This window comes from Natronincola peptidivorans (assembly GCF_900111615.1).
Classification (GTDB): domain Bacteria; phylum Bacillota; class Clostridia; order Peptostreptococcales; family Natronincolaceae; genus Natronincola_A; species Natronincola_A peptidivorans.
This window is the reverse complement of sequence record NZ_FOHU01000017.1, coordinates 22,687-48,242: the sequence shown is the minus strand read 5'-3', so window position 1 is coordinate 48,242 and position 25,556 is coordinate 22,687. Positions and strand designations below refer to the sequence as shown.

29 protein-coding genes and 2 riboswitches are annotated in these 25,556 nt (G+C 34.7%); of the genes, 20 read left to right on the top strand and 9 right to left on the bottom strand.

What is annotated here, in order from left to right; all coding sequences use genetic code 11:
• Window positions 1–15 precede the first annotated feature (15 nt).
• Window positions 16–972 carry a LysM peptidoglycan-binding domain-containing protein gene (locus BMX10_RS18360; RefSeq protein WP_090445979.1) on the top strand — a complete coding sequence of 319 codons (957 nt, stop codon included), beginning with the start codon at window positions 16–18 and terminating at the stop codon, window positions 970–972.
• 228 nt (window positions 973–1,200) lie between these two features.
• Here the strand turns inward: BMX10_RS18360 and BMX10_RS14700 are convergent, their stop codons facing one another.
• On the bottom strand, window positions 1,201–2,184 hold the full coding sequence (locus tag BMX10_RS14700) for a D-cysteine desulfhydrase family protein (protein ID WP_090445977.1): 984 nt from the start codon (window positions 2,182–2,184) through the stop codon (window positions 1,201–1,203).
• Window positions 2,185–2,443: 259 nt separating this feature from the next.
• Here BMX10_RS14700 and BMX10_RS14695 point away from each other — a divergent pair, with 259 nt between their 5' ends.
• From BMX10_RS14695 to BMX10_RS14685, 3 genes are all read left to right on the top strand, one after another.
• Complete coding sequence (locus tag BMX10_RS14695) at window positions 2,444–3,046, top strand: hypothetical protein (RefSeq protein WP_090445974.1); 603 nt, start codon at window positions 2,444–2,446, stop codon at window positions 3,044–3,046.
• A gap of 180 nt (window positions 3,047–3,226) precedes the next feature.
• A complete protein-coding gene (locus BMX10_RS14690; RefSeq protein WP_090445970.1) occupies window positions 3,227–3,619 on the top strand; it encodes a hypothetical protein in 393 nt (130 codons plus the stop codon).
• A 52-nt stretch (window positions 3,620–3,671) separates the two neighbouring features.
• Window positions 3,672–4,451 carry a J domain-containing protein gene (locus BMX10_RS14685; protein ID WP_090445967.1) on the top strand — a complete coding sequence of 260 codons (780 nt, stop codon included), beginning with the start codon at window positions 3,672–3,674 and terminating at the stop codon, window positions 4,449–4,451.
• Window positions 4,452–4,627: 176 nt separating this feature from the next.
• Here BMX10_RS14685 and BMX10_RS14680 read toward each other — a convergent pair whose 3' ends face one another.
• Entirely contained in the window at window positions 4,628–5,005 is a 378-nt protein-coding gene (locus BMX10_RS14680; protein ID WP_090445964.1) for a rhodanese-like domain-containing protein, read from the bottom strand.
• 684 nt (window positions 5,006–5,689) lie between these two features.
• Between BMX10_RS14680 and BMX10_RS14675 the strand changes: the two genes are divergently transcribed.
• On the top strand, window positions 5,690–6,094 hold the full coding sequence (locus BMX10_RS14675; RefSeq protein WP_090445962.1) for a hypothetical protein: 405 nt from the start codon (window positions 5,690–5,692) through the stop codon (window positions 6,092–6,094).
• 31 nt (window positions 6,095–6,125) lie between these two features.
• On the opposite strand, the gene BMX10_RS14670 is transcribed toward BMX10_RS14675, so the two are convergent.
• Complete coding sequence (locus BMX10_RS14670; protein ID WP_090445958.1) at window positions 6,126–6,383, bottom strand: hypothetical protein; 258 nt, start codon at window positions 6,381–6,383, stop codon at window positions 6,126–6,128.
• Window positions 6,384–7,020: 637 nt separating this feature from the next.
• Window positions 7,021–7,108: riboswitch (cyclic di-GMP riboswitch) on the top strand.
• 288 nt (window positions 7,109–7,396) lie between these two features.
• Here BMX10_RS14670 and BMX10_RS14665 point away from each other — a divergent pair.
• The 4 genes from BMX10_RS14665 to BMX10_RS14655 all read left to right on the top strand — a co-directional run bounded on the left by BMX10_RS14665 (window position 7,397) and on the right by BMX10_RS14655 (window position 10,498).
• Window positions 7,397–8,704, top strand: coding sequence for a methyl-accepting chemotaxis protein (locus BMX10_RS14665; protein WP_090445955.1), 1,308 nt, complete (start codon window positions 7,397–7,399; stop codon window positions 8,702–8,704).
• Window positions 8,705–8,747: 43 nt separating this feature from the next.
• Window positions 8,748–8,912 (top strand): hypothetical protein, encoded by a 165-nt coding sequence (locus BMX10_RS18100; RefSeq protein WP_170834842.1) that lies wholly within the window; start codon window positions 8,748–8,750, stop codon window positions 8,910–8,912.
• 397 nt (window positions 8,913–9,309) lie between these two features.
• A complete protein-coding gene (locus BMX10_RS14660) occupies window positions 9,310–9,876 on the top strand; it encodes a hypothetical protein (protein ID WP_090445952.1) in 567 nt (188 codons plus the stop codon).
• A 196-nt stretch (window positions 9,877–10,072) separates the two neighbouring features.
• Complete coding sequence (locus BMX10_RS14655; protein ID WP_090445949.1) at window positions 10,073–10,498, top strand: hypothetical protein; 426 nt, start codon at window positions 10,073–10,075, stop codon at window positions 10,496–10,498.
• Window positions 10,499–10,899: 401 nt separating this feature from the next.
• On the opposite strand, the gene BMX10_RS14650 is transcribed toward BMX10_RS14655, so the two are convergent.
• On the bottom strand, window positions 10,900–11,397 hold the full coding sequence (locus tag BMX10_RS14650; RefSeq protein ID WP_244272733.1) for a flavodoxin family protein: 498 nt from the start codon (window positions 11,395–11,397) through the stop codon (window positions 10,900–10,902).
• Window positions 11,398–11,795: 398 nt separating this feature from the next.
• Here BMX10_RS14650 and BMX10_RS18355 point away from each other — a divergent pair, with 398 nt between their 5' ends.
• From BMX10_RS18355 to BMX10_RS14635, 3 genes are all read left to right on the top strand, one after another.
• A complete protein-coding gene (locus BMX10_RS18355; protein WP_244272730.1) occupies window positions 11,796–11,948 on the top strand; it encodes a nucleotidyltransferase family protein in 153 nt (50 codons plus the stop codon).
• Between the two features lie 146 nt (window positions 11,949–12,094).
• Window positions 12,095–12,400, top strand: coding sequence for a nucleotidyltransferase domain-containing protein (locus tag BMX10_RS14640; protein WP_090445943.1), 306 nt, complete (start codon window positions 12,095–12,097; stop codon window positions 12,398–12,400).
• The gene (locus BMX10_RS14635; RefSeq protein WP_090445940.1) at window positions 12,372–12,764 is read left to right on the top strand and encodes a nucleotidyltransferase substrate binding protein; all 393 of its coding nucleotides are present in this window, start codon (window positions 12,372–12,374) and stop codon (window positions 12,762–12,764) included. The genes BMX10_RS14640 and BMX10_RS14635 overlap by 29 nt, the downstream gene beginning before the upstream one ends.
• Before the next feature lie 166 nt (window positions 12,765–12,930).
• Here BMX10_RS14635 and BMX10_RS18095 read toward each other — a convergent pair whose 3' ends face one another.
• Complete coding sequence (locus BMX10_RS18095) at window positions 12,931–13,104, bottom strand: hypothetical protein (protein WP_170834841.1); 174 nt, start codon at window positions 13,102–13,104, stop codon at window positions 12,931–12,933.
• Entirely contained in the window at window positions 13,094–13,360 is a 267-nt protein-coding gene (locus BMX10_RS14630; protein ID WP_090445937.1) for a hypothetical protein, read from the bottom strand. The genes BMX10_RS18095 and BMX10_RS14630 overlap by 11 nt, the downstream gene beginning before the upstream one ends.
• A gap of 411 nt (window positions 13,361–13,771) precedes the next feature.
• Between BMX10_RS14630 and BMX10_RS14625 the strand changes: the two genes are divergently transcribed.
• The gene (locus tag BMX10_RS14625; RefSeq protein WP_090445934.1) at window positions 13,772–14,164 is read left to right on the top strand and encodes a hypothetical protein; all 393 of its coding nucleotides are present in this window, start codon (window positions 13,772–13,774) and stop codon (window positions 14,162–14,164) included.
• A gap of 196 nt (window positions 14,165–14,360) precedes the next feature.
• Window positions 14,361–14,495: a hypothetical protein gene (locus tag BMX10_RS18495; RefSeq protein ID WP_280140780.1), complete on the top strand. Its 135-nt coding sequence runs from the start codon at window positions 14,361–14,363 to the stop codon at window positions 14,493–14,495.
• A gap of 544 nt (window positions 14,496–15,039) precedes the next feature.
• Here BMX10_RS18495 and BMX10_RS14620 read toward each other — a convergent pair.
• Together BMX10_RS14620 and BMX10_RS14615 are read right to left on the bottom strand one after the other, a co-directional pair.
• Window positions 15,040–15,729: a radical SAM protein gene (locus BMX10_RS14620; protein WP_090445931.1), complete on the bottom strand. Its 690-nt coding sequence runs from the start codon at window positions 15,727–15,729 to the stop codon at window positions 15,040–15,042.
• Between the two features lie 18 nt (window positions 15,730–15,747).
• A complete protein-coding gene (locus BMX10_RS14615; protein ID WP_090445928.1) occupies window positions 15,748–16,455 on the bottom strand; it encodes a B3/B4 domain-containing protein in 708 nt (235 codons plus the stop codon).
• A gap of 56 nt (window positions 16,456–16,511) precedes the next feature.
• Window positions 16,512–16,607, bottom strand: a riboswitch (guanidine-I (ykkC/yxkD leader).
• A 318-nt stretch (window positions 16,608–16,925) separates the two neighbouring features.
• On the opposite strand from BMX10_RS14615, the gene BMX10_RS14610 reads away from it, so the two are divergent.
• The 4 genes from BMX10_RS14610 (at window position 16,926) to asnB (ending at window position 20,892) form a co-directional block, all read left to right on the top strand.
• Window positions 16,926–17,699 carry a L,D-transpeptidase family protein gene (locus BMX10_RS14610; protein ID WP_244272729.1) on the top strand — a complete coding sequence of 258 codons (774 nt, stop codon included), beginning with the start codon at window positions 16,926–16,928 and terminating at the stop codon, window positions 17,697–17,699.
• Between the two features lie 79 nt (window positions 17,700–17,778).
• Entirely contained in the window at window positions 17,779–18,504 is a 726-nt protein-coding gene (locus BMX10_RS14605; RefSeq protein ID WP_090445923.1) for a hypothetical protein, read from the top strand.
• Window positions 18,505–18,517: 13 nt separating this feature from the next.
• Window positions 18,518–18,901 carry a CBS domain-containing protein gene (locus tag BMX10_RS14600; RefSeq protein ID WP_090445920.1) on the top strand — a complete coding sequence of 128 codons (384 nt, stop codon included), beginning with the start codon at window positions 18,518–18,520 and terminating at the stop codon, window positions 18,899–18,901.
• A 149-nt stretch (window positions 18,902–19,050) separates the two neighbouring features.
• Window positions 19,051–20,892, top strand: coding sequence for an asparagine synthase (glutamine-hydrolyzing) (gene asnB, locus BMX10_RS14595; protein ID WP_090445917.1), 1,842 nt, complete (start codon window positions 19,051–19,053; stop codon window positions 20,890–20,892).
• Window positions 20,893–20,964: 72 nt separating this feature from the next.
• Here the strand turns inward: asnB and BMX10_RS14590 are convergent, their stop codons facing one another.
• Window positions 20,965–21,795: an undecaprenyl-diphosphate phosphatase gene (locus tag BMX10_RS14590; protein ID WP_090445914.1), complete on the bottom strand. Its 831-nt coding sequence runs from the start codon at window positions 21,793–21,795 to the stop codon at window positions 20,965–20,967.
• Between the two features lie 216 nt (window positions 21,796–22,011).
• Here BMX10_RS14590 and BMX10_RS14585 point away from each other — a divergent pair, with 216 nt between their 5' ends.
• Window positions 22,012–23,871, top strand: a complete 1,860-nt coding sequence (locus tag BMX10_RS14585) for a sigma 54-interacting transcriptional regulator (RefSeq protein WP_090445911.1) — start codon at window positions 22,012–22,014, stop codon at window positions 23,869–23,871.
• Between the two features lie 365 nt (window positions 23,872–24,236).
• Window positions 24,237–25,538 carry a diaminopimelate decarboxylase gene (gene lysA, locus BMX10_RS14580; protein WP_090445908.1) on the top strand — a complete coding sequence of 434 codons (1,302 nt, stop codon included), beginning with the start codon at window positions 24,237–24,239 and terminating at the stop codon, window positions 25,536–25,538.
• Window positions 25,539–25,556 lie beyond the last annotated feature (18 nt).

Genomic DNA, 25,556 nt, shown 5'->3' with positions numbered 1-25,556 from the left:
GAAGGAGGTAAAATTATGTTTCATGGTTACTATAATCAATCGACGTGCCCCCCTGGAACAATACCATATATTATCCGGGCAGGAGACACTTATTTTGGATTAGCAGCTAGATTTAACACTACTGTGCAAGCCATGATAGCAGCCAATCCCACTGTTAATCCTGATATGTTGATGATTGGTCAGCAAATCTGTATCCCAGTGACAGCACCACCACCACCAACCACTTGTCCAGAGGGAACAACCCCTTACACTATTAGAGCAGGAGACACCTTTTATAACATTGCTAGAAGGCTAAATATATCACTAGATGCTTTGGTAGCAGCGAATCCTGGTGTAGATCCAGATAGATTGTTTATCGGGCAAGTAATTTGTATACCAGCAGCACCACCACCAACCACCTGCCCAGTGGGAACAACCCCTTACACCATTAGAGCAGGAGACACCTTTTATAACATTGCTAGAAGACTAAATATATCATTAGATGCTTTGATAGCAGCGAATCCTGGTGTAGATCCAGATAGATTATTTATTGGGCAAGTAATTTGTGTGCCAGGGGTGACACCACCACCTACACCCGTATGTCCTACCTTAAGACGCGGCAGTAGAGGGGATTCAGTAAGAAAGCTGCAACAGTTATTAGCAGATGCTGGCTTTGATCCAGGTCCTGTTGATGGTATTTTTGGACCTAGAACAGAGGAAGCAGTAAGAGCATTTCAAAGAAACAAGGGTCTTACTGTTGATGGTATAGTAGGTGTGGCTACATGGACTGCTTTAGGTGTAGATTGTGCTGCTCCACCGCCGCCAACTACTTGTCCAACAGGAACTACTGCTTACACCATAAGGTCAGGTGATACCTTTTATAATCTTGCTACAAGATATAATACAACTGTAGATGCTATAAGAAGAGCTAACCCAACTGTAGATCCAGATAATTTACAAATCGGGCAAGTGATTTGTATACCAACAACGTAAGTATAGTGAGGGCACCTAATTTCGGTCAGATGAAGCATCATGAAATCGGATGGCAACTGAATTCTATCCCATTAGACCAATTTTTCTAACTAAAGATTAAGAAATCCTAGATGACATTAAGACATCTAGGATTTCTTGATTCTATCCATTGGATAATTTGCAGGAGAATGAAATTGAAGGGCATTTTATTACACATAGGCAAAAAATATTTGAAGAAACAGCTAAAATCTAATAAAACTGGTTTCTGCTAGAAAATAAGCTAAAAATCCCTCCAGTATGGATAAATAAAAGCTTTTTATAATCCTTAAAGGTACCTTTTCTAATTTCCTCTACCAATCCGTACATTGCCTTAGCTGTATATACAGGATCTAGAATGATACCTTCCAGCTGCGCCATTTGCTGGATGAAGATTAGCTCCTCAGGTCTGCTTAAAGCATAGCCGTCTCCCACATAACCATCAATGATCCGCAGTTCTTCCTGTGTATATTGAATTTCTTTTCCTGTATACATAGCGGCTTCCTGTAAAAGCTCATTAATCCTTTTTTTAAAATAATCTGCATCTCCAGCAATATTGATACCATAAATATCAGCGTTACTTTTATTGATTTTATTAGCATAAAATAATCCAGCATAGGTACCACCTGAACCTACTGTTGTGACGATAGCATCAAAATGGATACCCATTTCCTTTTCCTGATGAAGAATCTCTTCCATGGCTTTATAGTATCCAAAGGTGCCAATGCCATTGGAGGCTCCCTCTGGCAAAATATAAGCCTTATGTCCTTTTACGGCGAGGGATTCTTTGATTTCTTCCATAATCATTCCTCTTTTTTCCATATACTCTTCTAGGGTAATGAAATGGATATTAGCTCCAAGGATTTTATCTAAAAAGTAATTGCCATCAATTTCTTCATCACTATTGCCCTTAAGAACTAAATAGGCACCCATCCCTAGCTTTGCTGCAACAGCAGCTGTTGCTCTAGCATGATTGGATTGGATACCACCACAGGTAATTAAATAATCACAGCCTTGATTTAATGCCTCCTGAACAGCAAATTCCAGTTTTCTTACCTTGTTACCAGAAACCTCTGTCCCGGTTTGATCATCTCTTTTCACGTATATTTCCAGATCTCCTAGACTTTTACTCAGCCTTTCCAGCTTTTCAATTTTTGTCGGCAGATTTGCAAGACTTAATGACTTAGGTAACTTCAATAGATATCCCTCCTTAATTACTTTTGCTTAAAGTATATCATTTTTTAACCTTGGAAGGATATATTTTTGCCGAATGGTTTAAAGATATAGAGATTAGAGAAGAACAGAACTGCAATGAATAAATTATGCAGCTGGATATGGTATACTAGAGGGGTAGATTTAGTAAGTATTTAACTCTGCCTTCCCGTTTTTTGGTTGTTTCAAATAGATAAAGGGAAATAAAGAGAAGCTGGGATGAGAAGAAAGGGTGATTGTATTGATGAACAATAAAATAGAATACAATGTGGATAAAAAGAAACAAAGGATATACTTAATCATACTTTTAGTCATAGCTATACCTTTGGTAATTTTCTCTATTAGCAGTTTAGTAGAAGCCAGTAAAAATGTTGCTGTTTATAGAAATAATATTGAAGAGATAACAACAAATGGAATAGGTACAGATGCCTTTATAAGCCACTTAAGGCACCAACGGGCTGTTGAGGAAAGAAATATGAGCATCTTTTTTTTCGTATTAAGCATTAGCATGTTATTTTTCATATTACATTTTCATTTTTTTACAGATAGAAAACTAATATTAGACGAGAAGGGAATAAACCTATATTCAATATACAAAAAAGAACCATCAAAGGTTTTCTTATGGAAGGATATAAAGTCCATACAGTTTGGTGAGATGTATGCTTCAGGAGGGAGAATAGTAAGGTATAGGATGAAGATTAGATATACAAGAATGATAGGGACTGTGTTGAATAATGTTAGTGAAACTATACCTATTAGAAAATTCCAAAAGCACGATGATTTGATAAAGAATATCCAGGAGCTTGGAGAAGTAAATAATATCGAGGTATTTCATATGAATGATTAGAGTTATTAAGAAAAATCAGTATGAATACCTTGGTTACAAAGAAAGCTAAAGTGCTTGAGGTATAGCATTTTTAAATATATAATGATTTAAGAGGCGAGGCTACCTATTTGATGCATACAAATTCTGTAAAAAAAGATAAGATATAAGAGACGATAAGTAGAGCTACTAGGAGTGATGATAATGAACTGGTTAAGAAAGTTTATGGCTGGAAGATATGGAGGGGATCAGCTCTCTCTATTTTTACTGGTTTTATCAATAGTGCTAACATTGATAAGCCGAATTGCTGGAATAACAATATTGATTACCGCAAGCTATATTCCTCTATTTCTGGCTGTTTATAGAATCCTTTCAAAGGATTTGCAAAAACGCAGTATGGAGAATTATAAGTTTGCCATACTGGTAAGCCCTCTTTACTCTAGGCTTAAACAAGGCCAAAGACGTATCAAAGATTTAAAGACCAATAAATATTATAAGTGCCCTAAGTGTAAGACGATGCTGCGGGTGCCAAAGGACAAAGGAAACATCTTGATTACATGTCCCAAGTGTAAAGAGAAGTTTACTAGAAAGACCTAATCAGACTAGCCTTTAGCAAAGCTTAAGGGGGATAAGGAGAGGATAACTGTATATGAGACTAATCAAAAAGATTTTAGGTAAAGTATTATATGGAATAGCTAAGATGATTTCTGCAATCATGGACTTTTTCATACAGCTGATTGTGAATATGGTAGTATTTGTAGGAAGTTTTTTCAAAGGCTGTTTGGCTTTAATGAGTATGGGAGGCTGTTTGTTTTTTTTGTTATTCGCTAATCTGGGTTTAAGAATTTTGATGCATCCTATGGGATTATCTACTATATTGTTTTTACTGGCATTTTTAATGTTTGGAGGCAAATTGGCAGCCTATTTGAAATACATAAAGTATATCATAACGGAGTTTTTGTTTAATACAGCTAATTATCTTATGGATGGAATAAATTATCAATATAAAGGTTTTAATGAATTCAAAGAAGCCTACAGAAAAGCAGAAGAGGATAGAATAAGAGAACAGCAGCAACGTTATTATGAGCAGCAAAGAAAATGGGAGGAACGCTTCAAGCAGCAATGGTATCAACAACATCACCAAGGGGGTCAAGGGGCCTATGGCGGCCACAGTCGCCAGGGAAGCTATGGTCAGGGATTTATAAATCCCAATGTTGAGTTTAAAAACAAGTATGAGAGAAGCTGTGATATTATAGGGGTTCCTTATGATGCAGATAAAGCTCAGATGAAAAGTGCTTATAGGAAAAAGGCAAAGGAGTATCATCCAGACCTTAGCAAAGCTCCCAATGCAACAGAGATTTTCCAAGAGATTTCTGCTGCATACGAGTTTTTGAGTGATGAGCATATACAACGTTATAAAAATATATAAGTCATTTTTGGTAAAGGATATTTAGCATCTAATGATACAGGATCTATGCTTCATGAAAGGCTGACTAAGTTAGGCGGTGAAGTGATGTTAAAGAGGGACATGCATTATGTCTCTCTTTGTTTAAGTGATAAAAGCCACTTTCTGTAGTAAGAGAAAGTGGCTTTTTCAGTATGATATTATTTGATTTCATAAGGCCAGCTATTTATACCTCCAAGATCATATACATTTTTATATCCCAGTGATAATAATAGGTTTACAGCAGTTTTACTTCGATTACCTGACCTGCAATAGACAATAATTGTTTGTTCCTTGTTTGGAAGTTTCTTTTCAGCTTCTTTTTCTAAGGAACTTAGCGGAATTAATAAACTTCCCCCAATATGCTTCTCTTGATGTTCTTCCTTAGTTCTAACATCTAATAATATCACATCTTTGCTTTGCTCTAACATGGTTTTTGCATCAGCAGGTTTAATTACCTGATATCCCTCTTCTTTTTTATTGTTATAAAGAACAAAAGCTATAACGAATATTAAGACAGTGATAATCCATTTATTCAACTATATCATCTCCTACTATGATTGATTAATTAAGAATATTCCTATTTCTAAGTGAATCACGCCCATTACACCCTTGCCCCCTGGGATCCGGATAAACTGTAATATTATTATAATATCAACATACTTAATTGTCAAAGCCGTTTAAAGAAATAAAATTAAAGAGGAATGCCCTTTGAGGTACCTCCTACCTCTTGAAAATAGAGACTAAAATGGTTGCTAAAAAACAGCCTATTTTCTTTGTCTCTTAACTACCACATGTTACAGAAACAGAAAAATAATGGTATAATAAGGGATGATTTGCAAAAAATTATCCTCTAATAAGACAGGTGTGACTTAATCTTTCTTGAATGAAAGCACGATGCATCAGATGGAAAATCCGCCATTATCAGGCGGTCAAAGACCGCCCCTACACATTGACAATATGCAATTGTAGCGACCAATACCTGGCGACCACAGGTCGCCCCTACAATATACGATACCACACAACAGATAGGGGTACCACGCACCATGTAGGGGCGACCTGCGGTCGCCCGAATATGTAATATATTACGCATGATCTTTTTAAAGCGAATCAATTAAAAAAGGTGGAAAAAATATTCTATAGACAATATCACATCTGGATAGACAGGCAAAGAAAATAGCTATTTGCTTATAAACAGAAAGTTGAGAGGGGAATGATGGAAAATGAAAAGAACATTAGTTAGTTTGATTATGGTTTTGGTTTTATTATTCTTGACATCGTGTAATACCACCAATGATATAATCACTCTAAAGGACGGGACTTATATTTTGGAACAAACAGGACCAGAGGCAGCTATGGCTCCTATATCTCCGTGGATTACTATTTCTGATGTTAATATTTCCTTCGTATATGACTCGTTAAGCAGTTATTTACCAGTTGGAGCTTATACAATAGAGGAAAATGTATTAACGATGATGACCAATGATGGATTGTATAAGTATGTATTTCAAATAGATGGAGATAAACTTATTTTTCTAAAAGAGGAGTCGTCAGAGGTGAAATTGACAGATGATAGACTTGGAATTAAGATAACGGATAATGCAGAGTTTAAGCTGCAAGAAAAATAATTTCAATTAGGCAAGGAGAACAATACCTATACTAAAATTTCTTAATTATCATTTTTAAGGGCTTATATAAAGCCAGCAGGAGGATTAAGACAATTATATATAGTATGACAGAATAAGGATCTCCTGAAATAAATATTTCTGTCGGACCATCTGCTCCACCGATGATGCCTATACTTGAAGCATGATTAGGGGAACGGGTAGATCTAACTACTATTCCCGTAATAAATAGAACAATAAAACAAAAGAGTAAATGCTTGTTAAAACTCCATTTAGAAAGTATATTTTTCATAAATTTATTCTCCTTTACTGCTGAGGAATTTTTATCTATTCAATAATAACACATAAAAGGTGTTAAATGATAAGATTCTACACTTGTACTATAGAATGCTATTCTACTCCTTTTATAGTACCACCCTTACCTAAATATTACAAACATACTATAGGTATCTGTTAATGTAAGAATTATTTTATGGCATATCATCTTTTAAATGAAGGGTAGAAAAGAGCCATGGGAGAAGATTTAAAAAAGGTTATCAATGTCAGAGACAAAGCAGATTGCTAAAAAGGTAATCTGTTTTATTTTTTAGTTATACAATATTTCCAACCTTAAAAAAATTTTAGGATTTCTTAAGGTTGAACTATTATGTGCAGTTGTCGATATATGATATAATTATGCTAAACATGTAGAATTATAGGGAAATATGCCGTAAAACTAAACTTCATTTCTTAACTATCTAAGTGCAATTTTCGTATACTTATATATATTTATAATTATCAAATTACAGCTCTTCTAATCTGAAATGTTCATCAATGTAAAATTATTAACTGTAGATTTATATGTATTTAGATAAACTACTAAGAGATACATAAGATTATTTTATAAGGGACAATAGTGAAAATTAAGCAACTTCTAAAATTGAATATTGTATCGATAAAGGCACAGCTATTGAAAGATAGTGTCGCAAAGCTATGGGTCTAAGGAATAACTTATTCTATGATTGCCAGGTTGCCAAAATACAAAGCAGAATTAATTACAATAATTTTTTCTGCAAATTTTGTATGTAAGCGCCTGTCATGAAGAAAATGAGAGGTGATTTTTTATTGTGATTTAGGGAAAACGTTACCAAACACTCGATATCAAGAATTATTACTTAATTATCTTAAAGACATAAAAAAATGGATACTAGGAATGGAAAGATAGCATGCTGTTTTAATTGTTTTCTAAAGAGTTGTATTTAAGAAGCTGATGGAGATATTGTTAATTAGCAATCTTTTTATTAATTCACTTAAGGGGGAGTTCATGTGGAAAAGGTAAATATAATAGAAATTAAAAATATAAGGAAAGTTGGATTAGGTATACAATTTAAGTTAACTGTTTTTATTATTATTGCATTTGCTATTGTTAATGTAGGCAATTCTGCCTTTATACACTATGCATCACAAATCTTTGACAACCCAACCATTCTCAACGTGGCTTCAACACTTACTTCTATTCTTCTAGCTGGATGTGTTGCTTTTTTTATCATAAGATTGTTTATAAAGAAGCCATTAATTGAACTGACAGAATTGGGGAAAAAAATAGGAAACAATAATCTCACTGAAAAAATACAGAGTAAAAGAAAAGATGAGTTTGGACAGCTATCAGATATTTTTAACCATACTGTTGATAATTTACGAGTCTTAATTGAACAAATACAGGATGCCACCCAAACAATTACGTCATCCTCTCAGAAATTAGCTGATAACGCTAAAGAACTAGATGATTCAAGTGAAATTATATCTAATAATACGCAGGAACTAGCTAATGGAGCCAATGAACAAAGTGAAAGTGTTGCAGATATTGGAGAAGCTGCTACTGAAATGGTTAAAAGTATACAAAACATTAATGAGAAGTTAAACATATTAGATAAATCAACAGACTCGGTTATGGGGAAAGCCGAAGTAGGTAATATAGCAGTAAATGAGAATATTAATGTAATGAAAGAAATAGCTGATTTTACAAGTATTTTAGAAGAAAATATTAGAGTATTACAAACTGACTCAGATAAAATTGCACAGATACTAGAAATGATAAGCAGTATTGCTGAACAAACAAATTTATTAGCATTGAATGCTGCTATTGAGTCAGCACGAGCGGGAGAAGCAGGTAAAGGGTTTGCAGTGGTTGCAGAAGAAATTAGAAAGCTAGCCGAACATTCTAGAGAAGCCACTAGAAATATAGAAACCTTAATACAAAACAGTCAGCAAAACACTCATAAAGCTGTTGATTTGATGATTGACGCAAATAAACAAGTAGAAAAAGGTAAGGAAATATCACATAAAACGAAAGAAGCCTTCAGTAGTATTATCGAAGGCACCAAAGAAAGCAACGTACAGATTAAAGAAATTAACAACCTATCTAGTGATATAGCAAGTATAAGTCAACAAATAAGTGCTAGTATCCAAGAAATATCGGCAGTAATTGAACAGTCAGCAGCAGTTACTGAAGAAGTAGCCAGCAGCACTGAACAACAGAGGGGTGAATTTATGAAGATGACGGATTCTATTGGAGAATTAACAGCAATAGGCAAAGAATTAACTGATTTAGTAGCACAATTTAAAACAAAATAAATATGCTGCTTAGCGAGACAATAGTTTAAAGGAGGGCTGCTTCATGGAACTCGTAGCAATCACATATCTTATGTTGGTATTTGCTATAATACTATTGACTGTTGGATTTAGTAAAGAAAGTAAATTTCTTAAAGTCATTGCTATTATCGCAGGAGGATTCTTTACTTGCATGGGGCTATGGTCATTATCATTGTATTTTTTGCTGTAGAATAACGAGCTTGTAGTTAAGTAACCAATTTTTTCTAATAAATACAAACTAGATTGTTGATAAAGCAGTCTAGTTTTTTGTCCCTTAACTGCAACATGCTACAGAAATAGAAAATTAATGGTATAATAAGGGAACGGTTTGCAAGTATTTATCGTCTAACAAGCTAGGGATTGCTTAGTCTACTTTGAATGAGGTTCTGACATACTAGGTTGAACTCACTACACAGGTCAGAAAACACCTTGATATGATTGGTATTACCCACATGGCAGAAACACAATAGTTATATAATAGTGACATATTTATAAAAACACTACCTAACACCACCATTCCCGTAATTATATATTTTACTGAGCCAACGGCTGTAGAGATTTAGACAGAAAAAATTGGAGGGAAAGAGATGAGCATTGTGATTATAATACTAGTTTTGACCTTAATCAGTATTGGATTATTTTTTAAAGGTATATTTTTATTTAAACAAAGTCGTACAAATGCATTGATTATGATGATGCCCATGGCTATATCTATTCTGATTGTAATAGGAGGTTTTTACTGGTTTTCACATACTACTTCTCCAGAATCTCTAGAACTAAAGATATATGGAGAAGGTCCTCAATACACATTGAAGGGTCAATGGAAAGAAAGACATGATCCTTATTCTTACGGTACCGATTTATTAGTGTTCTATATACCAGCCAATCAAAGCATTGAGGTAGAAGATAAAACTAGCGTGGAGAAGATAGTTCATGAGGGACTTCTTGAGGAAGTTATGAATGTGTTAAGAAGCAGTCCTCACTATCCAGCGGGACTTATACCACAATTATATCCAATAGAGCTACAAAGGAACTTTGAAGTAGAATTTAATATGTCTCAACTGACTTTAGATGAGGTGGCTATTCAATATGTTCATATAATAATGGAACCTATGGGTCCAACTACATATTGGATCAAGCCTCTTCAATATTAATCAAAGAAATATAATGATATACTGGATAAGAAAGGGGAATACATCTTATTTTTCAAATGTGGAAGAAGATGAGTAAATCTTATGAAGTGGCTATATAACAGTTGATGTAACTGCATAGTAGGGGCAAAGATACAAAAAAAATTTGCATACTTGATAAAAAATGTGAAGTGAAGACATTTATGGGGGGAGGGTTAAAATGGAGAACAAGATAACAATGACAATGGTTCTATCTATTTTGACTGTTGTTGCTGGCATGATTTTAAATTTTCAAGAGTTCTTGATGGGAAGTCCTGCAACTATAAAAAATCTAATAGTTACATTGGCATATATAATCATTTGGATTTTTATTTTAGTGATCAGTATACAAAGCAAAAATCATAGAGTCATAAAGTACTTGTCTATATTATGGATTCTAACATCATTTGTCTCTATAGTTACAGCATATGTTAATATTACAGGGGCTTCAGCATATTGGGTGATACCTCTTGCGATACTACTCTTAGGTCAATGGTATGGAATCCATTTTTTTGTCACAAGTTTTTTAACATCTTCCATTATAGTTGCATCGATATCTTTAGTGATGTCCATGATTTATATTATAATGATTAGACGCACAAAATGAGTGGATTTTATGGCTTATATTATGGTGATTCATTATTGAATAACTTTTCCACTTTCTTTTCTAATTCTTCAATTCTAGATTCCTGATTCATAAAAACTGTAATTAACACTGCTAATAGGAATGCAATAAAAACAACAATAGCCCAGATATTATCTGAAAAACTTCATTTCACATTTTCATTTTGTATGCCTCAAAAAGAGTTAAGGCAAAAGTGGAATTCGTGTAGGGGACGACCTCTGTGTCGTTCCACGCTGTTAAATACAAATTCTAACGCGGAATGCCACAGTGGGCCTTCCCTACAAAACTATATAAACCCTTCTGCGTCTTGTTCATCTTAGATGCCTCAAAAGAAAATGTAAATTGTATGAGCTATGAATAGCTTTGGTTGAATCTCTTAGGTTTTATAATTGTGCTGCCAAATTCTTCGCCATTTTTTTACATTCACTATTTTCCACATCTTTCCTTGTACTCGCACCAAAAGCCAGAACCATACCGCCTTCCTGCCAATGAAGATAGTGGCACATGGCATAATAATTTGCTTTCAAAGCATCCATTGCCCATTTATCCTTATCAGTACAAGCAGCGATTAAAAAAAGCTTTTTGGGGTTATCACGTAAGACTGAATTCACAGAAAAAAATCGGTCAATAGTGCCCTTGAGTTGAGCTGTTATATTAAAATAATAGACGGGTGTTACTAAAACAATCACATCAGCTGTTAATAGATGGGGATATATTTGGGACATATCATCATCATATATACATCTTCCATCATTTTCGCGACAATAATAACAACCTATACAAGGGTGGACATTCAATTTTGCTGTTGCAAAACGAACTACTTCATGACCTCCTTCCTTTGCACCTGCACAAAACGCATCCCTTTCTATAGTAACACCCACATCCAAACATTACAAACAATACACCACTATGTAGGAATTTACTGTAGATTAAGTCATGAAGATGGAGAAATAGGCTCATGGAAAATTGTCAACAAAGCCCAATGGGGGACTGGATTTGGTACTAGCTGGATGGGGCTGAATGTGCGCTGGTTGACTTCCTAGGAAGAACACCTTTGGGGTAAGCCTCTACCCCTTGAAAGTGAAGGGCAAAGGGAGATTTATGGGAGAAGATAAAACAAGTAGGGCTATTGGTACGCATAAATAAAGCAGACTACTGAAATTAGGCAGTCTGTTTTACATTCTATAGACAAATACACACAGCAAATAAAGCAGTATGGGAATATTTGTTTATTTATCCTTAAAAAAGAGGTATAATATAGATGATAAAAATATAGAGGGTGATAAAAACGAGTACAAAAGCGTTGGTTTTTCAAAAGAGAGAAGATATATTAAGCTTAGCAAACAAGTATGGTGTAATAAAAATTCAATTATTTGGTTCAGTGGCAAGAGAAGAAGAAAGTTCAGACAGTGACATAGATTTTCTTGTTTAATTTCAAGAGGAGCGGACTTTATTTGACTTAATTGCGTTAAAGAATGAGTTAGAAGACCTTTTGAAAGTGAAGGTAGATGTTGTCACTGAAAAGCTCCTGTTCAACAGGGTAATATATAAAATTTAACCTAGAAAGCAGAGATAAAAATGAAGGATTATGTTTTAGTGGATATAAGAGGAGTGGCTACTAAATATAAAATTGAAAAGATTATTCTATTTGGTTCTAGGGCTAGAGGAGATTATTCAACAGTGAGTGATTATGACATTGCAGTATTTGGAAATGGATTGTCATCCATGGACAAAGCATTGTTTTGTTCTGAAATTGAGGAAATTAACACATTGAAAAAAATTGATGTAGTATTTATAGATGAAAGTTTAGATGATAAATTCATAGAGAATGTTATGAGAGAGGGTGTAACTATATATGAACAAACTAGAAACAAAATTGATTAACTTCAAAAATGCTTTAAAAAGGTTGAAGGAAGCGGCTGAAGAATTAAAACAGGAAGATGCCAGTAATGTCATTCGTGACGGTCTTATACAAAGATTTGAATTTACATATGAACTTTCTTGGAAAACCACAAAAGAGTACCTAGAGGATATAGGCATTATGGATAAAAATTCTCCTAAAGCAGTTATTAAAGAAGCCTATGCTCAAAAACTTATAGTTAATGAACAAGATTGGCTAATGATGTTGAGTGATAGAAATATGACCTCCCATGTGTATAAAGAGGAAATGGCTGAAGAGATAGCAGAAAGAATAGTAAATCGCTATATTAAAGAGTTTGAGATGCTTTTAGAAAAGTTGCAAAGTTAATGGATAAGTATCAAGTTGGAAAATAAGATTGAAAACTTTGCATAAATTATTGCTTAATAAAGAGGATGTATAGAAAAAGTCCTCTTAGTAATTGCACTCTGTGACAGTCACTTTTGGCAATCTACTTTTGCTGACACTTTTTGAAAATTAAGTCTGCATATTAGCCTTATATGTGTATTTCTAAAGTATTTAGGTCAATAATTGCTTTTGACTTCATAAGGAGGTCTAAGCCAATGGATCCATTAATACTACCGTTTTCTATATCAATGACTTTTTCTTTTCCTTCAAAATTAAGAGTAATAGAGGTAAAAAGCAAGCCATCTCTAAAATCAATTTTCATGATTACTAATTCCTCTAACCCCAGGGCTTCTTACAACTTCTATTACAATGGTTTCCTCAGCAGTATGATAAACGAATTTCTTACCTTTGGAACGAACTAATTCACGTGTAGCCTCTTTAGAATCGTCAATAGGCTTGATAATGGCGACATCTTCAACATATTTTTTATTCCCTTTAATGTGGAATTCCAATTCTTCTAAAACTACATATTGATTGGGATAAAGTCTCCTTATCTCTGACCATTTGACAAGAAACACCTCTTAATCTTTCATTATATATTTATTATAGCATGTTTAGGGGATAGGTTAAAATAGAAGGATATATAGCCTTAGAAACTAGTGCAGGAATGAGGAGCTAAGAAGAGGAGTAACATTAGTAAGGAAGAAAATTGTAATATCTAGGACTTGTTTGATGTAAAATGAGTAAAAACAATAAAATAATTAGTTATGCGTTTATAGAATTAGGTACAATTAATTTATAATTAAATACGTGAGGTGATTATTTATGAAAGGCTCTGTACTAGCAAAGTGTTGTTAATAGAATAAATGATTTCTCCATAAAATTGGAATTAAATTAATTAAATAACTAAATTTTTCATTTAAGCAAAGATAACAGAGCATAACAACATTTTTAGTATATAGTTTCTAAATTAAAAGGAGGAATCGCTTATGTTTATAAAAGCATTCGGAACAACTTTATCAATTGCAGCTTTAATCACTAGCGTTGCTATGATGACAATGGGTGCTAAATGGCAAAAAATAGAACAGGCTGCTTACGCATCTAGCAAAAGACCTTGGTGGTTTGTGACTGTATCTATTCTGTTACTAGCTTTTTACGCAATGGCTTTAATAGAATTTATTTCAGCTCAAAAAACTGTTGCTGGCTGGATACTGATGGTTGCAATACCCGTTCTGTGGATTGTGAAAGCTGCTGTTATTATTTTTAACCCTAGAGGGCGAGCAGCTGTATCTGGAATTTCAGGAGATCAGGCTTGGATAAAAATTGGTTTAGCCAGACTACCTATAGCTATACTTGTAGGCTTACTTACGTGGTTTGCATGAAAACTATACCAACGGATAGTTCGATTTAGTTTTAAAGTAATAGAAGCTTTTATAAAAGAAACAACATTTAGTTAGTCAGATCCATAAAGAATTGCAAATCTTGTATTATGAGTATTATTTTAGGTTCACAATATGCTGCACTATCTTTTTAAGGCGAATTAGATGGATTATATGCAATGGTAAGGAGGGAAAACTTATGTCAGCATTCAATATTGTTAATTTATTTATACTTCCAGTATTTTTGGCTATTCCAGCGTTTATACTGTACTTTATTATTAAGCTGGCTGTAAAAAATGCAATAAAGGAATTAAAAGAAGATAAAACTCTCTAAATAATGAGGAACATTATCTTTTCATAAGACGAATTAGATGAATCATGCGTAATATATTACATATTCGGGCGACCGCAGGTCGCCCCTACATGGTGCGTGGTGCCCCTATCTGTTGTGTGGTATCGTATATTGTAGGGGCGACCTGTGGTCGCCAGTTATTGGTCGATACAATTGCATATTGTCAATGTGTAGGGGCGGTCTTTGACCGCCTGATTAATGACACATCATCTTTTTAAGGAGTAACAGATGGAAAATATGAAGCAAGTTTGATTATGAGTTCAACTATTCGAAGGGGTAGTAGTATTGTTAGATTCAGTTCTTTTCTTAGCATTTTTTTCGAATAAGCTTTTTGCAATTCGTTGGACTGCATCGATTGTTTTTTCTCATAATCATACCCATAGCTTAATCTTTTTATCACATGCCTACGCATTTATAAATAAATTATTTTCATTTCACATTTTCATCCTGTACACTCAAAAAAGAATACGAAACAAATATCACCCTTAATTTTTCACAATAATAACAATAGTATTTATTAGTATTGCTAAATACTTAATAATGCATTAGAAATTTCCTTAAATCTTTCATCAGCTATACCAAGTTTTTTCTTAAATATTTCATCTTCCATTCTTGTAATAATTATCTTATCAGGAGATATTTCTTTAATAATATTTTTTATCTTATGAATGGATTCTTCATCATCGTTATAGCCCTTAATGATAGTAATTTCAAATATAAATTTCCCTTTGTATTGCTTATTAAAGGAAACCATGTTTGAAATGTATTCTTTTAGTGTATATCCTGCAATTGGTCTTTGGATTTTTTGAAAATCTTCTTCTGAAATTGATTTTATTTCTCCAATAATTTCATCACACTTATTGGCTATTTGTATATATTCATCTCTGCCCAGCAAATAGCCATTAGAAAGCAGCCTTACAGGTACTCTCTTACTTTTGATTAGGTCAATAATGTCACGGATTTTATCATGGACCAAGGCCTCTCCTTTTGAGTTAATAAAGATTAATTCTACTTTTTTATTTTCTATGATGTTTCCTAGTTCAATCAATGAACTGTCTATTTTATCAAATGACTTTTGGGTATCTACCTTGTTTTGTGACCTTCCAATAGGACAAAATATGCAGTCAAAGTTGCAATGCTTTTCTGGAAGTATGTTAACTTCCAGTACTCCCCTTCCATCTTCAATATAAATATCTTTATAACTGAAATAACTCATCCCTTTATCCTCCTCAAGTTAGTTTATTGATACTTCTTTATTATTAATATCAAGAATTGAAATCTTACATGTTCCACCTAGATTCTCCTGTACTGTTGTTGCTAAATCATTTAAGGCGTTCTCTAATTGCTTCAATCTCCTTTCATCAACTAACTCAATACATAAAAAGGCATTCTTTGTATTTTCAGTGAGCATTGTTCTTACTGCTTCTCGCCAATTCCAACACCTGCAAATAGCTCCCTCATTATCTTTATATATTATTTCACCTTCATAGGGTGGTGCATTTTCATCCGTTCCCAAGGTAATAAAATCTTCATTTCCAACTGCTTTAGTCAATCTTATATCCCCAACAAATGTGTTGATATCTTCACCGCCGCAGGGCAAGCCGTATCTTAATGAAATACAGTTATAAATATCAACTAGGGGATTAATCGTCCCTAAATGGTTTCCATTATACACTCGTTTTAGCAATGCCTCAATTGATGATCTTGCACCTTTCTTGGTTTTAAACTTTTGAAATGCCTCTCTCCATACTTTTATAACTTCGTTACTGCTAAATTCTTCATTCTTCAAATATTTTAAGGCTTCCTTTTCTGAATTATAAATCATATCCTTATATTTGTCTGTATCTTTTATAGAGTTATCTATACCATGGCAAGTAACAACACCAATCCTTGCATTGGGAAATAGGCTCCAAAAATCATCTTCAGCAACAAATTTTTTCATTAAAATACCTCCTCAAAAGTTTTAAAAATAAAAAAGCCATAGAAATATTATTAAATATCTCCCAGGCTTTTATCCTTCCGTGTACACAGTTAACTGTGCGTTTTCTCTCGGACCTGCCAGTTACAAACTGCGGAACCCTAGAAAACATACAAACATAATTAAATTATGGCTTGCAAGCTTAAAATTACAAACTAAATTTATCATAATATTAAGACTAAGTCAACTATTTGCCTTCCTTCACTACACCACCATGTAGGAATTTACTGTAGATTAAGTCATGAAAATGGAGAAACGTGAGAGTCCAACTCCATAGAGAACCAAGAAGTGATGTTAATGAAATAATGTTAAGAAATAAGCTTTAAAATAATAGATCAGAAATTCATAATCAAATTTCTATAACAAACAATTATAATTCCCTAGCCCTCTTCATAGATTATAATCAAAGCAATATGTCTTTAGGGGGAGTGGATGTGTATAAAAGGTCAAAAAAAATAATTATAATAATACTTTTTATAAGCATACTTACTTTAGGAAGTATTATTTTATTATACAATCAAAACTATTTGGCAAAAGTAGGAAGTGTATCTGACAAATATGCCAGTGAGTATTTTGGAGAATACATCCAATGGGAATACAAGATGCTCGATAACAATCCCGATTATAATGATTTAAAGATACTAGTGGATATAGAAGAGAAAAGATTATATCTTCTCAATGGAAATGAATTAATAAAAAAGTATCCCATAGCCAGTGGCAAACCAAGCACCCCATCTCCTTTAGGCTCATGGGAAATTGTCAACAAAGCCCGATGGGGGAGTGGATTCGGAACTAGATGGATGGGGCTGAATGTACCCTGGGGTAGATTCGGAATACACGGCACCAACAAACCAGATAGCATTGGCTATAACGCTTCAGCTGGGTGTATTCGTATGAACAATAAAGATGTTGAAGATTTGTATAAGTATGTGAAGCATGGGACACCGGTAGCTATAATAAATGGTTTACATGGTCCTTTTGGATATGGATTAAAAACCATCAGGCCAGGAAGTTTTGGTGCCGATGTGATGGAGATTCAAAGGAGACTTCAGGTATTAGGTTATTATGATAATGATTATTTAGATGGCAAATATGGGCCTATGATGGAACGAGCCCTATACGACTTTCAAAAATATCATGGGATTGATAAAAACCCTAATATTGAGTGGGAAACCTTTAGGGCTTTAGGCATAATTATGATGGATTAAAAAAGAAAAAAGGATTTTTACTAAAAAGAAAGAATGTTAGTTACATAACATATTTTTACGAAATAAAAGGAGAGAAATCATGGCTTTTAATGTATGCGACAAAAATGGGAAGCACTTGGGGATTATTATTAATAATGCACATGATGTGAAAAACGCAGCATTAGTTGCACTTACACATCTTACAGTGGAAGATGTTGAGATCGATTTTCAAGGAATAAAAAATATGATAGCCAATATTTACAACTGCAAAACTATGCTGGGAAAGATCAATGAAGACAAGCTAGAATTAGAGCTGAAACAGCTTTGGAAGGAGAAGTATAATGACCTGGGCAGCTATAATGAAACTTATCTATTAAAGCTCCTACTATTTGTAGATTTTAGAAGCTTCAATGGATTTATTCATTTAGATGAGGAAGCTATCCAAGGTTATATTTTTGTGGGCACCAATAATGTAAAATTTTATAATGAAAACTGTATTCAGATAGAGGAAGCGGTGGACTATATAGACATGGAGAACCATATTTTTAAGGACGAGAAACCCATATTTGCTAAAATTATTGATTATCCTGAGCTATCTATGGATGTTATGGGGGCAGAAGGACTACTTTTTGGTGGTGGATTAGCAGATTTAGGGGGTAGAAACCATGCCCATGAAACAAAGCTTAAGGTCATGAGTGGAAATGTCATAAAAACCTATAAATTTCCGATGCATCTATACGTAAAAAAGAACATGCCAATCATAATGTATGCTGAGAGCCAAGCAATAAAAGCAATTTTTTGTGATGGAATTATCTACAAAGCTTAAAGGGGGAAGAAAAATGCTTGCCAAAGATATTATGAGAAAAAAACTAGTAACTGTACGTCCTGTAGATACCATTGATAAAGCCCTAAAAGTAATGGTGGAGAAAGACATTAATGGTACACCGGTAGTAGATGATGAGGGAAATCTAAAAGGGATGATAGTAAAGGCGGACATCTACAGATTTTTGATTGATCCAGGACATTATGAAAGCTGTCCAGTGGAATGGGTAATGACAAAAGATGTGGTTACCGCAAAAAAAGAGGAAAATATCTATACCATAGCTAAAAGATTAAGACAAAATGATATTATCGCTATACCTGTGGTGGGAGAAGAGGATGCAGTAGTAGGGATCATAACTATTGACGATATCATCGATTATTTCTTAGAAAACACAAAATAAAAACAAAAACCTGCTATAGAAAAAATAGCAGGTTTTTTAGTGAGAAATTTCTCGACTGCCAGCTTTCTTTATATAGACAAACATCATTCTCCTGTATTTTCATATGATAGTATAGAATATCAATTTTACCAACGGAGGAGTTGAAGGCTGTGTGTGGTATCGTTGGATGGATGAATCTTAAGGAAAACATCTCAACACAAAAGCATATTATTGAAGAAATGACAAACAAGCTTAATAGAAGAGGTCCGGATGACATGGCAATCTATGAAAAAGAAAATGTACTTTTGGGTCATCGACGTCTTGTGGTAGTAGACCCAGAGGGTGGAAAACAACCGATGACAAGAAGACTAGGTGATAGAACTTATACCATTATTTATAATGGTGAGCTTTATAATACTGAGGATTTGAGAAAAGAATTAAAGGAAAAAGGTTATGATTTTCAATCTTATTCCGATACAGAGGTACTACTTATTTCATATATAGAGTGGGGAATAGATTGCGTAAAAAAATTCAACGGGATTTTTGCCTTTGGGATATGGGATGCCTTTAAAGAAAGACTCTTTATTGCTAGAGACCCGTTAGGTGTAAAGCCTTTGTTCTACACCAAGATAGGGGAGCACTTTATGTTTGCTTCCGAGATAAAGGCCCTTCTGGCACATCCATTGGTGGAGCCTATTGTTGGTGAAGAAGGATTAGCGGAGGTTTTTGGTCTAGGCCCTGCAAGATCTCCCGGTAACGGTGTGTTTAAAAACATTCATGAAGTTCCTCCTGCCTATTGGTTAGTATTTCAGGAGGGAGATTATAAAATAAAGCAGTATTGGCAGCTGGAAAGCAAAGAGCACAAGGACGATTTTCCAACAACAGTAGAGCACGTGAGACATTTACTGGTAGATGCTATGGAAAGACAGCTGGTATCAGATGTACCTGTTTGCACTTTTTTGTCTGGGGGAGTAGATTCCAGTACCATATCGGCAGTCACAGCTAATGCATTTAAAAGAGATGGGAGAGAACAGCTGAATACCTATTCCATTGATTATTTTGACAATGATTTATACTTTAAAGCGAATGAATTCCAACCCAACTCTGATGGAATGTATATTAAAATTATGAAAAACCATATAGGTTCTCAGCATCATAGCATACTACTGGATAACCCACGATTATTTCAAGCATTAGAGGACGCGGTGAAGGCCAGTGACCTGCCGGGAATGGCAGATGTTGATTCCTCACTATACCTTTTTTGCAAAGAAGTAAGAAAAAATGCTACAGTAGCTTTATCGGGAGAATGCGCAGACGAAATCTTTGGAGGATATCCATGGTTTACAAGGCAGGAAGACATTGAGGCGGATACGTTTCCATGGGCAAAGTCTACAAAGGAAAGAAAAGGTATTATGTCAGAAGCATTTCGTAATATTTCTCTAGAGGATTATGTAGCTACCAAGTATGAAGAAACCATCAAGGAAGTACCAAGGCTAGAGGGAGAAAATCCAAAGGCAAATAGAATGCGGGAGTTATTCTATCTCAATATGAAGTGGTTTATGATTACGTTGCTCAATAGAAAGGATCGAATGAGTATGGCCAATAGCTTAGAGGTAAGAGTACCCTTTGCTGATTATAGGATTGTAGAATACCTATGGAATGTACCATGGGAAATGAAGTATCATAATCAACAGGAAAAAGGACTTTTAAGAAAGGCCATCAAAGGAATTTTACCAGAAGAAGTATTGCAGAGGAAAAAGAGTCCTTATCCTAAAACCCATCATCCTCTTTACACAAAGATGGTACAGCAAAAGATGAAAGAAATCCTACAGGATACTACCTCCCCTCTATTAGATGTGATTAATATTCCTAAGGTGATGGAGATTGTAGAAACAGGAGGAGCCTCCTTTGGCAAACCATGGTTTGGTCAACTAATGACAGGACCCCAGCTTTTAGCTTACTTAATCCAGGTCAATACATGGATGAAGGAGTATAAGGTAAAAATAGTATAGTTACGTGTATATGCATAAAAAAGCCCAACACATTAAAATGTTGGGCTTTTTAGTAGTTGAAGTTCTAAGATGTTATCGGACAATATTGAATATAACAATGATACTGCCGATGGTCCAGGTATAATAAGAAAAGTAATAAAGCTTTTCTTTTTTAATAAAGTTAATAAGGGTCCTTATGGCAAAAATACCAGATAAAAAGGAAGCCAAGATACCAGCTAAAAGAACCGCAAAGGTCATATCACCAGTGCCATAGGTGATGGCATCTCTCATTTCCAATAAGACGGCACCTCCTATAGAGGGTATAGAGATTAAAAAAGAAAACTTTGTGGCAAGCTCTTTATTAAAGCCTCTAAACAAGGAACCTACAATGGTAGCACCGGAACGGGAGATTCCAGGGGTGATGGCTAACCCTTGAAAAACACCAACAATAACAGCGTCGAACCAATTCATTTGCTTAATGCTTCTTTTTCCACTGTGGATTTTTTCTGCTGTCCACAAAAGGGTTCCGGTAATGATGAGGGAGATACCAATGATGAGAGAAGAGTTGTAAAAGCCTACAAAAATATCCTTTAAAAATATACCCATCAAACCAGTAGGGATAGTCGCTATAATAATTAAAACCCCTAGTTTTCTATGTTCATTATTGACTTGGATTCCTTTACCCTTAAATACCTCCAGCAGCATGAGGATAAATTCTTTACAAATCAAATAAATATCTGAGGCATAGATAAAGAAAACCGAGATAAGAGTACCAAGATGAAGCATCACGGTTAAAAATAGAATTCTATCCTCAGGAAGATTTAACAGCATTTGTGTTACGGATAAATGGCCAGAGCTGCTGACGGGTAAAAATTCAGTCAAACCCTGGACGATACCTAATATAATTGCCTTTAGTACTGACAAGGTAAAACACCTCCCAAAAAATATTATGCAGTAAATTCAATTATATCACAATAGTATGCTGATTATTTCAGAGTTATATAAATTTTGTTTTTAAGAGGTGTCATAGAAAATTTCCATTGAAGATAGGGGATTTATTGTGTAGACTAAACTATATAAGGTTTTTGATAGAAGAAACCAAAAGGCTTATAAATTCTTTTACCTTGAGGAATGATATCAATGTTTGAAAACAATAGCTTAATCAAGCAATTTACCGACATGATGCTAGAGGGCTTTATTTTTATTGACCATAATGGGAAAATACAAATTTATAACCAAAAGGCAAAGGAGATATTTGGTATTTCTGGCCATCAAGGAATAGGACATGAGGCGGGTAAAATCCAGGATGGAGACATCGTCCTTATTGGTGACAACTGGCTTGGAAAGGATGACGGAAACCTTACGCCTGAAAACCTAAGCTATATTGGAATCCATGATGATACTATTGAGATGGGTGACGCCCTTGTTGCTATGGGAGCCATCAATAGCCCAGATATCAAACCTATTTATCAATGCAGTAAATCATCTAAAACAGTGAATAGCTTACAAGTAGAGGAAATCTTTTTAGGTAAAGAAATTAACATAAAGATAGACAATATAGAGAAATATATAAGGATTGCGGTGGAGGATCAGGAGTTTATATTACCCTTTAATACTGCCATCGGGCATATGGTGGTATTAGACAAAGTTACAAAAAAAGTAAAATTTTATCAAACTAAGGGATATACAGCAAGAGGAGAAGGTATCTACGACCTATTAGTAGGGAAGCCTTATCGAGGCAAAGGAGAAAATGCTGGAGATTTTGATGTAATCGGGAGAAATATTTTTGAAATTCATAGTCATAGCAGTACCATTGAGGAGTTTTATCAGGTGGCAAAGGGTAGAAACCTTAGTTATAAAGAAAAATTTACAGAAATCAATGGACGTTCCACCATATGCACATTAAAACCGGTAAACCAATTTGATAAAAGAGTGGGAGCTGTCTTAAAGGTAGAGGATATCTCTGAAATTAAAAAGGTCATTCGAGAAAGAGATGATGCACTTTTTACCCTTGAAAGAATGGAGGCTAGGTTAAAAGAGAAAGAAGAAATAGCCAACGTTTTACCAGAGATTGTTGGAGATAGTAGAGAAACCTACCAAGTGAAGCAAATGATCTATAAAGCAGCAAGATCCAACTCCACGGTTTTACTTCTAGGAGAAAGTGGTACAGGAAAAAGTATGCTGGCGAAGGCTATTCATAATGCTGGGAGGTATAAAGAACAGCCCTTTATTCATGTGAACAGCGGAAGTATACCAGAGAATTTGTTGGAAAGTGAGCTATTTGGTTATGAAGGAGGGGCTTTTACTGGGGCAAAAAGAGAAGGCAAAAAAGGAATGTTTGAGATGGCAGAGGGAGGAACCATCTTTTTAGATGAGATTGGAGAAATATCTGCTCCTCTTCAGGTAAAGCTATTGCAGGTATTACAAAACAGAAGCTTTTATCGGGTAGGAGGCAATGAAAGAATATCTATTAATGTAAGGATCATTGTGGCCACCAATAAAAATCTAGAAGATGAAATACTAAAGGGAAGATTCCGAGAAGATTTATACTATAGAATTAACGTATTTCCCATCTGGATACCTCCACTTAGGGAGCGTAGACAGGACATTTTTCCTTTGGTTAATGCTATACTTCCAAAGATTTGTGATAGAATAGGCTGTCAGCAAAAACGCATCTCGGGAGAAGCGCTGCACAAGCTGTTGGATTATGATTGGCCTGGAAATGTTAGGGAGCTAGAAAACATTTTAGAAAGAGCTGTGAATTTAACAGAAACCAACACCATCCTTTCAAAGCATCTAGTGACAGGAATCTATAGACCAGAAAGCTCCCAGGAAAGGAAAATAGCAAAATCTTTAAAGGAAACTATCTGGGAAACTGAAAAAAAAGTGATAGAGGAGACCTTAAAGCAATACAATGGCAATAGAAATAAAGCCATGAAGGCATTGAAGGTAGGGAAAACAAGCTTCTACGAGAAACTAAAGAGATACAAGATTGAGTAGTTCGAAAAACAGGAAAATAGTCTGGAAATGCGGACAAGCATTTAAAGTCCGTCTCTCATGATTTAATAGAAGGAACTCGTTTGATATCCATACTGATTCAATAGATGAACAGAAAAAAGTTCGAAAATACGAACAAAAATAGAACAAGATAAAATTTTTTATCTTGTTCTATTTTTGTTGAATATAATTCTATAGAATTGACTGATAATTAAGACAATATTAGAAAATCATCATTAGCTTGTCTATTTCTAGAAAAGGATAGGGTTTATAGTCATTGAAAGGAGTAGTAATGAGTATTTTGGTATAACTATTGCATAGGATTAATAGAAACAAAATTATTAACTTAAGAGGAGTTGACAGTAAAAATGGAAAACTGTAAGGACCATTTTAATTTTGCCGGTGGGGATACGGTAGCATTAGCAAAGAAATATGGAACGCCATTATATGTGGTGGCAGAGGAAAAAATCATGGAGAGGTGTGAGGAGATAAGAGAAACCTTTCTAGAAAAATATATCAACACAAAAGCTGCCTATGCCAGCAAAGCTTTTCTTACTATGGCCATGTGTAAAATCATTGCTAGAGAAGGATTAGGACTTGACGTAGTATCAGGAGGAGAGCTATATACAGCTATCAAGGCAGACTTTCCTATGGAAAAGGTTATGTTTCATGGCAATAATAAATCGTGGGAAGAGCTATATCTAGCAGTAGAAAATAATGTTGGCAGGATCATAGTAGATAATTTAGCAGAGCTGCAGCTATTAGATGAGATTGCAAGGCAACAAATGAAAACAGTTAAAATACTTTTCCGTGTTACTCCAGGCATAGAAGGACAAACTCATGAATATATTGTTACTGGACAAAAAGATTCAAAGTTTGGCATGCCTCTTGAACGTGAAAAAATCTATGATGCTGTAAGACAAACAATAGAGTCACAATATCTAGACTTAACTGGCTTCCATTTCCACCTAGGATCTCAGCTTTTTCAAAAAGATATTTATACTGATGCTATTGATGTTGTTCTGAATCTAATACATGACCTAAAGGAAAGGCTAGGATTTAAAGCTATTGAACTAAATGTAGGGGGAGGATTTGGAATACGTTATACAGATAATGATGAGCCTAAACCCCTCAGCTACTTTACTGACGCTATCATGGAAAAAGTAATAGAAGGATGCCAAAAGTATAGTATTACTACACCCACTATTATTATAGAGCCCGGTAGGTGGGTTGTTGGAGAAGCTGGGATTACACTTTATACCGTAGGAAATGTAAAGGAGATTCCAAATATACGGACCTATGCCAGTGTAGATGGAGGATTACCAGACAATCCAAGGCCTGCACTATATAGAGCAAGGTATGAAGCAGTGGTGGCAAATAAAAAGAACGCACCTCTTAGCATGAAGACTACCATTGCTGGAAAATGCTGCGAAAGTGGCGACATATTGATATGGGACTTAGATACTCCAGAAATAGAGGCGGGAGATATCTTGGCAGTATTAGCCACTGGTGCTTATAACTACTCCATGGCAAGCAATTATAATAAGCTGCCAAGACCAGCGGTAGTATTGATCAATCAAGAAGGAAAGTCAGAAGTCATCGTCCAAAGGGAAAGCTATGAGAACCTGTTGGAAAGAGAACTGATTCCTTCTCATTTATCAGAGGAGTAAGAATGAGCTAAATACTTC